At 71.3% G+C, this 12,349-nt stretch carries 18 protein-coding genes; 4 read left to right on the plus strand and 14 right to left on the minus strand.

Annotated elements, in window-relative coordinates; genetic code table 11:
- Positions 1-67: 67 nt before the first annotated feature.
- Positions 68-949: a non-homologous end-joining DNA ligase gene (ligD, locus tag IE97_RS0127900; RefSeq protein WP_030246256.1), complete on the minus strand. Its 882-nt coding sequence runs from the start codon at positions 947-949 to the stop codon at positions 68-70.
- A 54-nt stretch (positions 950-1,003) separates the two neighbouring features.
- Here ligD and IE97_RS0127905 point away from each other — a divergent pair, with 54 nt between their 5' ends.
- A complete protein-coding gene (locus tag IE97_RS0127905; RefSeq protein WP_030246259.1) occupies positions 1,004-2,035 on the plus strand; it encodes a Ku protein in 1,032 nt (343 codons plus the stop codon).
- Positions 2,036-2,037: 2 nt separating this feature from the next.
- Here the strand turns inward: IE97_RS0127905 and IE97_RS0127910 are convergent, their stop codons facing one another.
- Positions 2,038-2,622, minus strand: coding sequence for a helix-turn-helix domain-containing protein (locus IE97_RS0127910; RefSeq protein ID WP_051705156.1), 585 nt, complete (start codon positions 2,620-2,622; stop codon positions 2,038-2,040).
- Positions 2,623-2,820: 198 nt separating this feature from the next.
- Here IE97_RS0127910 and IE97_RS0127915 point away from each other — a divergent pair, with 198 nt between their 5' ends.
- Together IE97_RS0127915 and IE97_RS0127920 are read left to right on the plus strand one after the other, a co-directional pair.
- Entirely contained in the window at positions 2,821-3,423 is a 603-nt protein-coding gene (locus IE97_RS0127915; RefSeq protein ID WP_234331866.1) for an AzlC family ABC transporter permease, read from the plus strand.
- Entirely contained in the window at positions 3,420-3,743 is a 324-nt protein-coding gene (locus IE97_RS0127920) for an AzlD domain-containing protein (RefSeq protein WP_420706142.1), read from the plus strand. The genes IE97_RS0127915 and IE97_RS0127920 overlap by 4 nt, the downstream gene beginning before the upstream one ends.
- A gap of 124 nt (positions 3,744-3,867) precedes the next feature.
- Here IE97_RS0127920 and IE97_RS0127925 read toward each other — a convergent pair whose 3' ends face one another.
- From IE97_RS0127925 to IE97_RS0127975, 11 genes are all read right to left on the minus strand, one after another.
- A complete protein-coding gene (locus tag IE97_RS0127925; protein WP_030246269.1) occupies positions 3,868-4,356 on the minus strand; it encodes an Asp23/Gls24 family envelope stress response protein in 489 nt (162 codons plus the stop codon).
- A gap of 151 nt (positions 4,357-4,507) precedes the next feature.
- Entirely contained in the window at positions 4,508-5,692 is a 1,185-nt protein-coding gene (locus IE97_RS0127930; RefSeq protein ID WP_051705157.1) for an RNA polymerase sigma factor, read from the minus strand.
- A gap of 8 nt (positions 5,693-5,700) precedes the next feature.
- Positions 5,701-6,108, minus strand: a complete 408-nt coding sequence (locus IE97_RS0127935) for a YciI family protein (RefSeq protein WP_030246275.1) — start codon at positions 6,106-6,108, stop codon at positions 5,701-5,703.
- A gap of 151 nt (positions 6,109-6,259) precedes the next feature.
- The gene (locus IE97_RS0127940; protein ID WP_030246277.1) at positions 6,260-6,538 is read right to left on the minus strand and encodes a gas vesicle protein K; all 279 of its coding nucleotides are present in this window, start codon (positions 6,536-6,538) and stop codon (positions 6,260-6,262) included.
- Positions 6,535-6,765, minus strand: coding sequence for a gas vesicle protein (locus IE97_RS0127945; RefSeq protein WP_030246280.1), 231 nt, complete (start codon positions 6,763-6,765; stop codon positions 6,535-6,537). The genes IE97_RS0127940 and IE97_RS0127945 overlap by 4 nt, the downstream gene beginning before the upstream one ends.
- Positions 6,752-7,582, minus strand: coding sequence for a GvpL/GvpF family gas vesicle protein (locus tag IE97_RS0127950; RefSeq protein WP_030246283.1), 831 nt, complete (start codon positions 7,580-7,582; stop codon positions 6,752-6,754). The genes IE97_RS0127945 and IE97_RS0127950 overlap by 14 nt, the downstream gene beginning before the upstream one ends.
- A complete protein-coding gene (locus tag IE97_RS0127955) occupies positions 7,579-7,998 on the minus strand; it encodes a gas vesicle protein (RefSeq protein ID WP_030246287.1) in 420 nt (139 codons plus the stop codon). Before IE97_RS0127955 ends, IE97_RS0127950 begins: the two co-directional genes overlap by 4 nt.
- Entirely contained in the window at positions 7,995-8,240 is a 246-nt protein-coding gene (locus IE97_RS0127960; RefSeq protein WP_030246289.1) for a gas vesicle protein GvpG, read from the minus strand. Before IE97_RS0127960 ends, IE97_RS0127955 begins: the two co-directional genes overlap by 4 nt.
- 1 nt (position 8,241) lies before the next feature.
- The gene (locus IE97_RS0127965; protein ID WP_030246292.1) at positions 8,242-8,997 is read right to left on the minus strand and encodes a GvpL/GvpF family gas vesicle protein; all 756 of its coding nucleotides are present in this window, start codon (positions 8,995-8,997) and stop codon (positions 8,242-8,244) included.
- A complete protein-coding gene (gene gvpJ, locus IE97_RS0127970) occupies positions 8,994-9,476 on the minus strand; it encodes a gas vesicle protein GvpJ (protein ID WP_051705158.1) in 483 nt (160 codons plus the stop codon). The genes IE97_RS0127965 and gvpJ overlap by 4 nt, the downstream gene beginning before the upstream one ends.
- A 55-nt stretch (positions 9,477-9,531) precedes the next feature.
- Entirely contained in the window at positions 9,532-9,879 is a 348-nt protein-coding gene (locus tag IE97_RS0127975; RefSeq protein WP_030246296.1) for a gas vesicle protein, read from the minus strand.
- Positions 9,880-10,004: 125 nt separating this feature from the next.
- Here IE97_RS0127975 and IE97_RS40840 point away from each other — a divergent pair, with 125 nt between their 5' ends.
- Positions 10,005-10,274 (plus strand): hypothetical protein, encoded by a 270-nt coding sequence (locus IE97_RS40840; RefSeq protein ID WP_420706143.1) that lies wholly within the window; start codon positions 10,005-10,007, stop codon positions 10,272-10,274.
- 195 nt (positions 10,275-10,469) lie between these two features.
- On the opposite strand, the gene polX is transcribed toward IE97_RS40840, so the two are convergent.
- Complete coding sequence (gene polX, locus IE97_RS0127985) at positions 10,470-12,197, minus strand: DNA polymerase/3'-5' exonuclease PolX (protein WP_030246301.1); 1,728 nt, start codon at positions 12,195-12,197, stop codon at positions 10,470-10,472.
- Positions 12,198-12,349 lie beyond the last annotated feature (152 nt).

Genomic DNA, 12,349 nt, shown 5'->3' on the forward strand with positions numbered 1-12,349 from the left:
CGCCCAGGTCGGGCGGTCTCGGCGCCCGGCCTCTGAGGGCGGGCGCGTGCCGACCCACCGGGCGGAGCTACGGCAGCCGCCCCGCCCGTTCCGGATCGAGCAGCGGGGCGAGCAGATCACCGTAGTCCTGCACCCGGGGTGCGATGTCCGTCGCCCGGAAGTCCAGGCGGCCGGGCGAGCCGCACTCCTCGACCTCCTCCCAGGTCACGGGGGCCGAGACGGTCGGCTCGGGGCGGGCCCGGAGCGTGTAGGGGGTCGCCGTCGTCTTGCGGGCGGCGTTCTGGCTCCAGTCGACGAAGACCTTTCCCGGCCGCAGACTCCGGGTCATCCGGTGCAGCGCGAGCCGGGGCATGGCCTTCTCCGCCTCGACGGCCAGCTCCTTGGCGTACTCGGACACCCGCTCGGAGGACGCCCCGCGCACGGCGGCGAGCAGGTGCAGCCCTTTCGAGCCGGAGGTCTTGGCGTAGGCCTCGATGTCGTCCCGGGCGAGCCGTTCCCGCAGCCACAGCGCGACCTCGCAGCACTGCACGATGCTCGCGGGCGCCCCCGGATCGAGGTCGAAGACGATCCGGTCGGCCTCCTCCGGCGTGCCGACGAGCCACTGGTGGGTGTGGAACTCGGTCACCAGGTTCGCCGACCACATCAGGCTCGGCAGGTCCTGCACCAGCACCATCCGTGAGGGGCCCTCGACCCGCGGCACCTCGGCCGTGGTGACCCACTCGGGCGTACCCGGCGGCACGTTCTTCGTGAAGAACACCTGGCCGTCCGGCCCGTCCGGATACCGCAGGAAGGACACCGCCCGGTCGCGCAGATGGGGCAGCAGGACCTCGGCGACGGTCGCGTAGTAGTGCAGCACCTCGCCCTTGGTGAAGCCGGTGGCGGGATACAGCACCTTCTCCAGATTGCTGAGCGCGAGCCGTCGCCCCTCCACCACTGTGATAGGCGCCATACGATAAGAATTCCACGCAAACCATGAGGAACACTCCCGACAGTGACCGGAAGGGTGCTGCACGTGAGATCCATCTGGAACGGCGCCATCTCCTTCGGCCTGGTCAGCATCCCGATCAAGCTGGTGAACGCCACCGAGAGTCACTCGATCTCCTTCCGCCAGATCCACACCGAGGACGGCGGCCGCATCCGCTACCGCAAGTTCTGCGAGCTGGAGGACCGCGAGGTCACCCAGGGGGAGATCGGCAAGGGCTACGAGGACGCGGACGGCACGATCATCCCGATCACCGAGGAGGACCTCTCCAGCCTGCCGATCCCGACGGCCAAGACCATCGAGATCGTCGCCTTCGTCCCGGCCGACCGGATCGATCCGCTCCAGATGGACGCCGCGTACTACCTCCAGGCGAGCGGCGCCCCGGCGGCGAAGCCGTACACCCTGCTCCGGGAGGCGCTGAAGCGCAGCAACAAGGTGGCGATCGCCAAGTTCGCCCTCCGCGGCCGGGAGCGCCTCGGCATGCTCCGGGTGGTCGGCGACGCGATCGCGATGCACGGCCTGCTGTGGCCGGACGAGGTCCGCGCCCCCGAGGGCCTGGCCCCGGACGCGAACGTCACGGTCCGTGACAAGGAGCTGGACCTGGCCGACGCCCTGATGGACACGCTGGGTGAGGTCGACCTGGAGGACCTGCACGACGAGTACCGCGAGGCCGTGGAGGAGGTCATCGCCGCGAAGGCCGCCGGCGAGGCCCTGCCGCAGGCCCCCGAGCCCGCGGCGGGCGGCAAGGTCCTGGACCTGATGGCGGCCCTGGAGAGCAGTGTCCGCGCGGCACGCGAGTCCCGCGGCGAGGAGGCCGGCGAGCACGCCGAGGTCAAGTCGCTCCCGCAGGACAAGACCGCCCGCGCGGCCCCGAAGCAGACCGGCGGCAAGAAGTCGACGTCCGCCGCGAAGAAGACGGCGGCCAAGAAGACCACGGCGTCGGCGAAGAAGTCGACCGCCAAGTCCGGGCAGGGCACGAAGAAGACCGCGTCGAAGAGCACCGCGAAGAAGACGACCGCGAAGAAGTCGGCATCCCGCAAGCGCTCGGCCTGACCTCAGTGGTGCTCGGAGACGAGGACCGCGCGGGTGCCGGGCTCCAGCGCCTGGAAGACGTGCGGGACGTCGGCCGGATAGCAGATGTAGTCGCCCGGGTGGAGTTCCACCGGCTCCTCGGCGGTGCCCACCAGGGCCCGCCCCGTGCTGATCACGACGTGCTCCACCACTCCGGGCATGTGCGGGGCCGAGGAACGCTGTGGTCCCGGCTCCGCGGCGACGCTGTAGACGTCCCGCCGGGCGCCCGGCGGGGAGGCGGCGAGGAGGGTGGCCCGGTAGTCGCTCTGCCCGGACCCGACGGCCGGCCCTTCCCCCGCCCGGATCACCTGCACCTGCGGCCGGGGGGTGGCCAGCAGCCGGGCGAAGGGGATCTCCATGGCCACGCACAGCGCCCACAGCGTCTCCAGGCTCGGGTTGCCGGTGCCCGACTCCAGCTGGGAGAGCGTGGACTTGGCGAGCCCGGCCCGGCGCGCGACCTCGGTGAGGGACAGCCCGGCGCGGACGCGCTCCGCCCGCAGGGACGCGGCGATCAACTGGATGGGGGGCTTCAGGGCGGGACCGGTGGCGGGGGCGGTGGCGTCGGACACGGCGTGTTCACTCCAGTGGTCAGTCGTTCGGCTTGACGAACGCTCGCAGGCGTGTTCAGCATAAAGGCCATGCGTTCGTTTTGCAGAACCCATCGGAGAGCCCACCGTAGAGCCCACCGGAGAGCCCGCCGGAGAACTCTGGACGGTGCACTGCTCCGTGACATCGCGCTGGTCTGCCTGGCCGTCGGGGTGACCGGGGTGTCGTACGGTGCCATCGCCGTGACGTCCGGGTTCGCGTGGTGGTTCCCGGTCCTGATGGGGGCGCTCGTGCTGGCCGCGTCGTCGGAGTTCCTGTTCGTCGGGATCATCGCCGCCGGGGGCAGCCCGTTCGCCGCGCTGCTGGCCGGGCTCCTGGTCAACGCGCGCCACCTGCCGTTCGGGCTGGCGGTGTCCGACGTCCTCGGGCAGGGACGGCGCGGGCTGCTCGCGACGCATCTGATGAACGACGAGACGGTCGTCTTCGCCCTCGCCCAGGACGGGCCGGCGCGCAAGCGGGCGGCCTACATGACCTGCGGTGTGGGCATTCTGGTCTGCTGGCCCGTCGGCGCCGCGCTGGGCGCGTTGCTCGGCGGTGTCGTACGGGACACCGGCGCGTTCGGCCTGGATGCGATGTTCCCCGCTGTGATCCTCGCGCTGATCCTGCCCGCGATGAAGGAGCGGCCCCTGCGGCGGACCGCACTGGCCGGAGCGGTCCTGGCCCTGGCCGTCACCCCGTTCCTCCCGGCCGGCCTGCCGGTCCTGCTGGCCCTGGCCGCCCTGCCGCTGTTCACCGTCACGGTGCGGAAGGAGGCCGTGCGTTGAGCGACGCGACACCGACCCTGGTGGCGATGTCCGCCCTGGCGGCCGGGACCTTTCTGCTCCGCCTGTCGGGTCCGGCTCTGCGCGCCAGGGTCACGTTCCCCGAGCGCGCCGGGAAACTTCTGGAGGTCTCGGCGGTCCTCCTGCTCGCGGCCCTGGCCGCCACGTCCGCCCTCGCCGAGGGAGAGACCTTCGCAGGCCCCGCCCGGCCGCTCGGGGTCCTGGCGGGCGGGGTCCTGGCATGGCGCGGGGCGCCGTTCCTCGTGGTCGTGCTGACGGCGGCGGGCACGGCGGCGCTGCTGCGGCTGGCGGGTGTTCCGTGAGGCGGAGGTTTCCCCTGCGTCGACGGGCAGCCCGCGGGCGGCCCGCTGTCCCGACCGGCGCAGCTGACGGGCAGCCCGCCGCCCCGACCGGCGCAGAGTGCTGCGTGTGCCCCGCCACTGATCCTCAGGCCACGCGCCGCTCCGGCGGCTCGGACTCGTCCTCCTCGTCCGGGAGATGGACGTCGTCGACGGCGATGTTGACCTCCACGACCTGCAGCCCGGTCATCCGCTCCACCGAGTTGACGACGTTGGTCCGGACGTCCGCGGCGGTGTCACCGATGGCGGCCCCGTACTCGATGACCAGGTCCAGGTCGACAGCGGCCTGACGCTCACCGACCTCCACCTTCACACCCTGCGTGACGCCACCGCCCGTGCCGGGTACGTGCTGGCGCATGGCACCGACGGCCCTTGCCATCCCGGCGCCGAGGTTGTGCACCTCGGGAACCTCCCGGGCGGCCATGCCCGCTATCTTCGCCACGACCGTGTCCGCGATCGCGGTGTTGCCGCGGGTCTCCGGGGGAGCGCTCGCGTCTCCCCGGCCCTGCGTGGCCCCTTCCTGCTTTCCCGCCCTGGTGGCGGTTGCGGTGCTTCTGCGCTGTGTGGTCTCCGTCATGACCGTCACCTCGATGATCGGCGCGGGGTATGAGCAGCATTGCTCCTTTCCACCGTAGAACAATGGGGCATAAGGGGCGAAAGTGATGAAGCTCGCGTATGGCGGCTTCTCCTTCACGGAGGCCGACGGCGCGCAGCACCGGAACGTGCGATCAGGGCGCAGGCGGCCTCGGCGCACCGCGGTCGCCGTCTCTCGTCGTGGGGCGTGAGTTGAGCCGTGCGGCCCGGCGCGTCAGGTGATCGCGCTCGGCGAGGTCGGGCGCCTTCAGGGCCGCCTCGGCGTACAGCCTCGCCGCCGTGGTCAGGTCACCGTCGCGCTCGTGCAGGTACGCCGCCACCGCGGTGTAACGCGGCAGCCCGGCGTCGAGATCCGCGAGCGCCGCCAACCCAGCGCGCGGCCCGTCGGCCTCCCCGACGGCGACCGCGCGGTTGAGCCGGACGACCGGACTGCCGGTCAACCGCGCGAGCTCGTCGTACCACTCCACGATCTGCACCCAGTCGGTCTCCTCGGCGGTCGGCGCGTCGGCATGGAGTGCCGCGATGGCCGCCTGCGCCTGGAACTCGCCCAGGCGGTCCCGGGCGAGGGCCGCCTGCAGGATCTCGACGCCCTCGGCGATCAACTCGGTGTCCCACCGGCCGCGGTCCTGCTCGGCGAGCGGCACCAGACTGCCGTCGGGCGCCGTCCGGGCGGCGCGCCGGGCATGGTGGAGCAGCATGAGGGCGAGCAGCCCGGACACTTCCGGGTGATCGACCTGAGCCGCCAGCTGCCGGGTGAGCCGGATGGCCTCGGCGGCGAGATCGATGTCGCCGGAGTAACCCTCGTTGAAGACGAGATAGAGCACGCGCAGCACGGTCGCGACATCGCCGGGCTGGTCGAACCGTACGCCGGACACGGTGCGCTTGGCCCGGCTGATCCGCTGCGCCATGGTCGCCTCCGGCACCAGGTACGCCTGGGCGATCTGACGAGTGGTCAGCCCGCCGACCGCGCGCAGGGTGAGCGCGACCGCGGACGCCTGCGTCAGCGACGGATGGGCGCACAGGAAGTAAAGCCGGAGCGTGTCGTCGGCGCAGGGCGCGGCCCCCGGCACAGGCGCCTGCTCGACGATGTTCTCCCGCCGGTGCCGGGCGGCGTCCGCCCGGGTCGCGTCGAGGAACTTGCGCCAGGCCACGGTGACCAGCCAGCCCTTCGCGTCGCGCGGCTGGTCGGACGGCCACACCCGGACGGCCTCGACCAGCGCGTCCTGCACCGCGTCCTCGGCCGCCGCGAAGTCGGCTCCGCGGCGGACGAGGACGGCGAGCACGCTCGGCGTGAGGCGGCGGATCATCGCCTCGTCCATCGTCGCGGTCACTCCGTGATGGTCGGCGGGGCGGTCAGGAACGGACGCACCTCGAGCCACTCGTGAATCGGCTTCCCGCCCGCCCCGGGGGCGGCCGACAGCTCCCCGGCCAGCTCGACCGCGCGCTCGTAGCTGTCGACATCGATCACCATCCACCCCGCGATGAGGTCCTTGGTCTCGGCGAACGGCCCGTCGGTGACCGGCGGCCGCCCCTCACCGTCGTACCGCACCCAGGCCCCCTCGGGCGCGAGCGCCTGCTCGCCGACGAACTCGCCGGTCTTCTCGAGCCGGTCCGCGAAGTCCCGCATGTACCGCACGTGCGCCGAGATCTCCTCCGGCGTCCACTGGTCCATCGGGACGTCGTTCACCGCGGCCGGCGCGCCGCGGTAGTGCTTCAGCAGCAGGTACTTGGCCATGATGCCTCTCCTCGTGCTGGTGCGACCCATTCTGGTCGCTCTCACCACGGGGACGGAGCGGACCGCGGGTTCTCGACATCGTCGCCAACGTCGCCATCGTCGCCGAAAAATCTTGCGCGGACTGCCGCCGGAGGGCAGGTCACCGTGGCGATCAGTCGCGAGGCAGCAGGGTCCCCAGCGGCCCGAGATCCAGATTCAGGTCCTCCCGCCGCAGCCCGTGCTGGTCGCACAGCTCCGTCATCCGCCGTTCCAGCATCATCAGCGTCACCCCGATGCGCTCGACCTGCTCATCGCTGAGGTCGCCCTGCTCCACCCTGCGGACCGCCTGCCGCTCCATCAGCTGCCGCAGCAGTTCGACCACGGTCAGCACCAGGGCCACCAGATCCCGTCCGACCGCGTCGGGGTCGACATCGAGCCGGTGGCCCGTCACAGTGGCCCCGAGTCGGCCCAGGGAGCGGGCACCCGCTCGGAAACCGATGACAGCAGGGCGTGCAGCGACAGCCGGACCAGCGGCACGTCCGCGATGGCGATCACCAGGTCCCCGCTGATCACCACGCCCGTGGCCATCAGCCTGTCCAGCAGATCCACCAGCGGTACGCCGATCGGCCCGTCGAGCGGCTCACGCTCCTGCCACGGCACGGGGTCAACGATCTCCATGGAGCCCGTCCTCCCCTGCGAACGAGTAGGGCACCCACGGCCCGGAGAGCTCGATCAGCGCTCCGGTGCGCTCCCGCAGCGCGGCCACGGCTTCCTTGAATCGAGCCGTCTCGGCCTCCTCCACCAGGTAGGCGCCGTTGAGGACCTGGGCGCGGTGGCCGTCGCCCGGCTGCTGTTCCTGGAGCCGGAGCCGGCGTGCGGCCACCGCCAGGTCTCGGAGCACCGCGTCCGTCTCCTCGGCGGTGAGCAGCGCGGCGCGCCGGCTCTCTTCCCGTGCCCGGTGGACACCTCGTACCCGCTCGAGGTACGCCCGTCCGGCACCGGACGCCGGTGGCCCTCCGGGCCCGGCCGTCGGGACGGCGGTGCGGCCCGCCTCGTTCGCGGCGGACGCCGAGGACACGTACACCTTGACGCCCCACTCGACCCGGCCGTCGACGCGGGCCAGCGCGGTGTGGAAGCGACCCGCGCCGGCGCCCAGCGCCTGCCGGGCGCGCTCCTCGCTGCTGTAGAGAGTGGCCAGCGCCATCGGCACAGCGGGCCCGTGAGCCGCGACGGCCGTCACGACCCGGTGGTGGGCGCGCACGCATCGCTCCAGCTCAACAGGGTCGGAGAGCCGTTCGGTCCAGGCCCGGCGGCCGGCGTCGGCCGCCGGCACCTCCTGTACGACGGCGTGCAGCCGCTCGAAAGGCAGCGCCCGCACCGGGGCGGTGGTGATGCCTGGCAACTCGGCGAGGACGCCCTCGTCCACACCGCGGCAGACCGCGAAGACGTAGGTCGCCGGCGCGGCGGGCGGCCCTGCGGGGACGGGCTGTGTCATGACACCGGTCGCTCCTCGGCTCGTCGGGTCCGTTCGCCCGGCCGACCCTCCGTGGTTTCCGCACTCGTCCCGGATGCGGCCGTGCCGTCACCGGGAAGCCCCGCACCCTGCGAGGACGCGGGTGCCGCGAGCTGCTCGCGCAGTCGCCGGTTCTCCTCCACCAGCTCTCGGTGCGCGGCGCGGGAGGAGAGCGCCGGATCGGTCTCCCACCAGTCGATGCCTGCCTTCTTCGCGGTGTCGACGGAGGCGACGAACAAGCGAAGCCGGATGGTGAGCAGCTCGATGTCCAGAAGGTCGATCTTGATGTCGCCGGCGATGACGATGCCCTTGTCCAGCACGCGTTCGAGAATGTCGGCGAGGTTGCTGGTGGAGGGGCCCGGAAGCCGGTCCGCTCGCCCGTAGTCGACCTGGGTCACCGGGTCACCTCCGGGCCCGGTCTCGCTTCCAGCCGGTCGAGCAGCCGGTCCTCTTCCCGCTCGAACGCGGCCAGGTCGATCTCCCCGTCCTCCAGCGCCTGGTTCAGCGCGGCAAGCCGCGCGCGGACCGCCGCCGGGTCGTTCACCTCACGATCGGCGGCTTCGGCCAGCTGGTCGGCGACCCACGCCACGCCTCGCACGGGGGCCAGCGGCGCGGTGAGCAGTGCGGAGAACAACCCCATGTCAGCCCTCCGTCCGCATCGCGGCAGCCGTCGCGACCTCGGGCTCGGCGAAGCTGTAACAGGGCAACGGCCCGGCCACGCGCAGCTCGACCCGGTCCCGGTACCCGGCGGACAGACGGTCGACAGCCGCCCGGAAAGCCACAACGTCCTCCCGGTCCACCAGGAACGACATGTTCAGCACGGTTCCGTCGACGTGCGGCCCGGTCGAACGGGCGACGGCCAGCGCCTCCAGTTCCGGCTGGACCTCCTGTGCGGCGTCGGCCGCGCGGCGCTCCAGGGTGTGGACCACCGCCTCACCCAGGCGCACGTTCGCCTCATATCCCGGGTGGCGGTGCGCGGCCTCACGAAGCTGCCGGATGCGGGGCTCCTCGGCCACCAGCGCCGCGAGCGCGCCGGTGGCGGGCAGCGCCTTGACGTTCATCTCCACGCGTCCGGCCAGCCGGTCGAGCGCGCGCAGATTCCGCTCCTGACCGGTTTCGAGCTGCTCGAGGACCGCGTCGGCGTCCGGAGCCACCATGCCGAAGCGCATCGGCAGCACCGGTCCGTCGAGGGCCAGCGTGAGCAGCACTTCCTGATGGGCCAGCAGATCCCGCCGCCGCGCACGCAACGGGACTGGGGCGGCACTGACCACGGCCGCGGTCTCGCCCACGGGCAGCACCTCCAGGGCCGCCTGCGGTGTGCCCACCCCACGCAGCTCCGCCGGCATGCGGTGGCCGCGGGCCACGATGCCGTAGACGTAGGTCCCGGCCGCGTTCATCGCTCACTCTCCCGCCTGCGGCGCCCTTCCCCGGACTGAGCCTTCGCACTGCGACGCCGCGACCGCTCCTCCGGCTCCTTGTCCTCCGGCTCCCTGTCCTCCGGCTCCTCGTCGCCCTCCTCGGAACCGCCGACGACGTCGCGCAGCTTGTCGCCCACCGACTCGATGGTCTTCCTGACCTTGCGTTTCCCCACGCTCTTGGCCGCCGTCCCGCCGAACAACTCGGGGACCGTGGTGCTGCGCGAGGTGGCCTCCAGATCGACCCGGTTGCACGCCTCGGCGAACTTCAGATACGTGTCCACGCTGGCGACCACGATGCGCGCGTCTATCTTCAGGATCTCGATGCCGACCAGGGAGACCCGGACGAAGACGTCGATGACCATGCCGCGGTCCAGGATGAGTTCCAGGGTGTCGTACAGCGTCCCGGCGCGCGGTACGTACACGACCTCGCTGCTGGAGTAGGTGGTGGTCGTGGCCATGGTCAGTGGGTCCTCTCGGAAGGCTTGACCGGGTGGGCGCCGACAGGGCAGGCCGTCAGTCGTTGACGGCGCCTCGGTGGTAGCGGCAGACCCTGCGGTACTCGGCAGGCCGGCCCGAATCATCGAGCACCACCTCGTATGTGGCGAGCAGGCTGGTCGTATCGGGGATGCGAGGCACCTCCAGCACATCGAGGGCGACGCACCAGCCGTCCTCGGTGCGCCGCACGGCACACACGCCCTCGATGCGGTGGACGATGAAACCCTGCAACCAGTCGCAGGCGGTGCGGGCGGCCTTCTCGGGCCCGACCTGCGCGACCGTTCCCCGGCCGGCGTCCGCTGAGGTACTGCGGGCACGCGCGCCCTTGGAGGATGGACTGCTACCGGTTCGGCGTTGCTCTGGCATGACGCCAGCGTCACCGGGCGGCCCACCTGGCGCATCTTCGCGACGGCCGATCCGGCGAACGCGCCTATGGCCGGGATGGGCCGACCAGTGCCGCACTCGGCTGCGGCCGGCCGACGGGGGCGCCCATGGGCGTCACCCGGATTGCGGCAGGTCATGACCAGGGTGACGCTGTGACGGTGACTCAACGTGCACCAGTGGTTGTGCATCCGCCGGGACCCGATGGCGGACGGCACGTGACGATTCGCGGTGAGCAGGTGGGTACGGCCTATCACCTGCTCGATGTTCTGCAGTTTCTGCGTCGTGCCGGCCTGCCGGAAGCACACGAGGAAATCGATGACCCCGATCTGGTCGAATGGCGCGGTGGCGACTCCAGAATGTGGCGCGAACAGCCGTAGGAGGAGCTTCTCCTGCAGGCCTGTCATCCCACCGGGTCAGCGAGGGGGACGGGAGCCGAGCCGAAGGCGGTCACGCTGCACGAACTCGTCTTCCCCCGAGGGCCGGAGGGCCGGAGGGCCGGAGGGCGGAGGGCTGGAGGTGCTCGGCGCCGCTCGACGTGTGATCCCACATCAGCCTCGGGGGCGCCTCATGCCTCAGCCCGCCCGGTCCTTGCGCAGGAACCGGCGCAGTCGCCGCAGCGGCCACGCGTTGATCACATCATCCGGGGTGAGCCATCCACGTTGTGCCGTGCCGATTCCGTAGCGCAGGCAGGCGAGCTGGGGGATCGAGTGGGCGTCGGTGTCGATGGCGAACTTCGCCCCATGACTCCTGGCGCGGAGGACGTCCTCGTCGCCCAGATCGAGGCGGTCGGGCTGGGCGTTGACCTCCAGGGCCGTGCCGGTGCGGGCGCAGGCGGCGAACACCTCGTCGAGGTCGACGTCGATGCCCGGCCGTTTGCCGAGCAGCCGGGTGGTGGGGTGGCCGATGATGTTGACCAGGGGGTTCTCGCAGGCGCGTACGAGCCGCCGGGTCATCGCCCTGCGGCCGACGTTGAAGTGGGAGTGCACCGCGGCCACGCGGATGTCGAATCCCCGGAGGAACTCGTCGGGCCAGTCCACCTCGCCTTCGGGGCCGATGTTGAGCTCGGTTCCGTGCAGCAGCCGCATTCCGTGGTACTTGCCGTCCAGTGACCGTACCTGCTCGCGCTGGGTGAGGATCTTCTCGTCGGTCATGCGCTGCATGTACAGGTTCGGCGCGTGATCTGTGACCGCGTAGTACGCGTAGCCCCGCTCGGCGGCCGCCGCCACCATCTCCTCCAGCGGGGTGAGGCCGTCGGTGAGGTCCGTGTGGGTGTGCAGGTCACCGAGGATGTCCCGCTCGGTCACCACCTCGGGCAGCTCGCCGCGCAGTCCGGCCTCGACCTCGCCCCGGTCCTCGCGCAGGGTGGGCGGTATCCACGGGAGGCCCAACCGGGCGTAGACCTCGTCCTCGGAGCGTGAGGCGACCCGTTTTCCGCCGTCGGTTTCGAACAGGCCGTACTCGGAGAGCTTCAGCCCCAGGTGGACGGCGATCGTGCGGGTGCGGATGTTGTGCGCCTTGGAGCCGGTGAAGTACTGCATCCCGGCACCCCACGCGTCCGGTCGAACCACCCGCAGGTCGACCTGGACGCCCTTGACGGTACGGATCGAGGTCTTCTTCTCGCCGTGCGCGATGACCCCGGCGGTGGAGGGCAGTTCGGTGAGCGCGCCCATGAAGGGGGTCGAGCGGCGGGCGGCGACCAGGATGTCGATGTCGCCGATGGTTTCCTTCATCCGGCGCAGCGAGCCGGCGTAGGCGCACTGTTCACACCCGGTGATCCGGGAGAGTTCGGCGACGATGTCCTCGGCCGCCTCCATGGCGGTGCTCAGCAGGATCCGCCCACCTGCCTGCTGCATGAGGGCGATGCCGCGCAGGATGTTCTCCTCGGTCTTCTCCCCGAAGCCCTTCAGGTCGCGCAGCTTCTCCGCCTTGATGGCGTCGGCCAGCTCGCCCACCGAGGAGATGTGCAGATCCTCGTAGAGCGCCATCGCCTTCTTGGGTCCGAGGGTGGGAATGGTGATGAGCTGCCGCACCCCCGCGGGAATCCGGGCCCGCCGCTCCTCGACCACCGTGACATGGCCGGTGCGGAAGTACTCGACGACCTTCTCGGCGATCGACTTGCCCACACCCGGAATCTCTTTCAGACCGGCGGCATCCAGGTGAGAGACGTCGGCGGGGTATCCGCCGATCGCCCGGGCGGCCTTCTCGTAGGCGCGCGCCTTGAACGCCTCGCCTCCGGTGATGGCGATGAGGTCCGAGTACTCCTGAAGGAGCGCCTCGACCTCCTCGTTGGGCCGGACCACGTCTCACAGTCTAGGAACCGACGTGTGCGGCATGCCATCTCTCCACCTCGCTGCTCCATGTCCCCAGGCCCCTCCAGCGCCCGGAGCCGTCGGGCCCGGGGTGTACCTGGATCAGGAGGATCAGCTGATCTGACGAGCACGCGTTCCGGTCA

Origin of the sequence: Streptomyces sp. NRRL S-455, assembly GCF_000717875.1 — a bacterium.
Taxonomy (GTDB): Bacteria; Actinomycetota; Actinomycetes; order Streptomycetales; family Streptomycetaceae; genus Streptomyces.

Bases quoted from the DNA above. Each gene is read 5' to 3' on its own strand.
- IE97_RS0127945 (WP_030246280.1), bottom strand. From the start codon at position 6,765: ATGGAGATCGTTGACCCCGTGCCGTGGCAGGAGCGTGAGCCGCTCGAC.
- IE97_RS0127935 (WP_030246275.1), bottom strand. From the start codon at position 6,108: ATGGCCAAGTACCTGCTGCTGAAGCACTACCGCGGCGCGCCGGCCGCG.
- IE97_RS0127930 (WP_051705157.1), bottom strand. From the start codon at position 5,692: ATGGACGAGGCGATGATCCGCCGCCTCACGCCGAGCGTGCTCGCCGTC.
- IE97_RS0127925 (WP_030246269.1), bottom strand. From the start codon at position 4,356: ATGACGGAGACCACACAGCGCAGAAGCACCGCAACCGCCACCAGGGCG.
- IE97_RS40840 (WP_420706143.1), top strand. From the start codon at position 10,005: ATGGGCGTCACCCGGATTGCGGCAGGTCATGACCAGGGTGACGCTGTG.
- IE97_RS0127975 (WP_030246296.1), bottom strand. From the start codon at position 9,879: ATGCCAGAGCAACGCCGAACCGGTAGCAGTCCATCCTCCAAGGGCGCG.
- IE97_RS0127965 (WP_030246292.1), bottom strand. From the start codon at position 8,997: ATGAACGCGGCCGGGACCTACGTCTACGGCATCGTGGCCCGCGGCCAC.
- ligD (WP_030246256.1), bottom strand. From the start codon at position 949: ATGGCGCCTATCACAGTGGTGGAGGGGCGACGGCTCGCGCTCAGCAAT.
- IE97_RS0127950 (WP_030246283.1), bottom strand. From the start codon at position 7,582: ATGACACAGCCCGTCCCCGCAGGGCCGCCCGCCGCGCCGGCGACCTAC.
- IE97_RS0127960 (WP_030246289.1), bottom strand. From the start codon at position 8,240: ATGGGGTTGTTCTCCGCACTGCTCACCGCGCCGCTGGCCCCCGTGCGA.
- gvpJ (WP_051705158.1), bottom strand. From the start codon at position 9,476: ATGGCCACGACCACCACCTACTCCAGCAGCGAGGTCGTGTACGTACCG.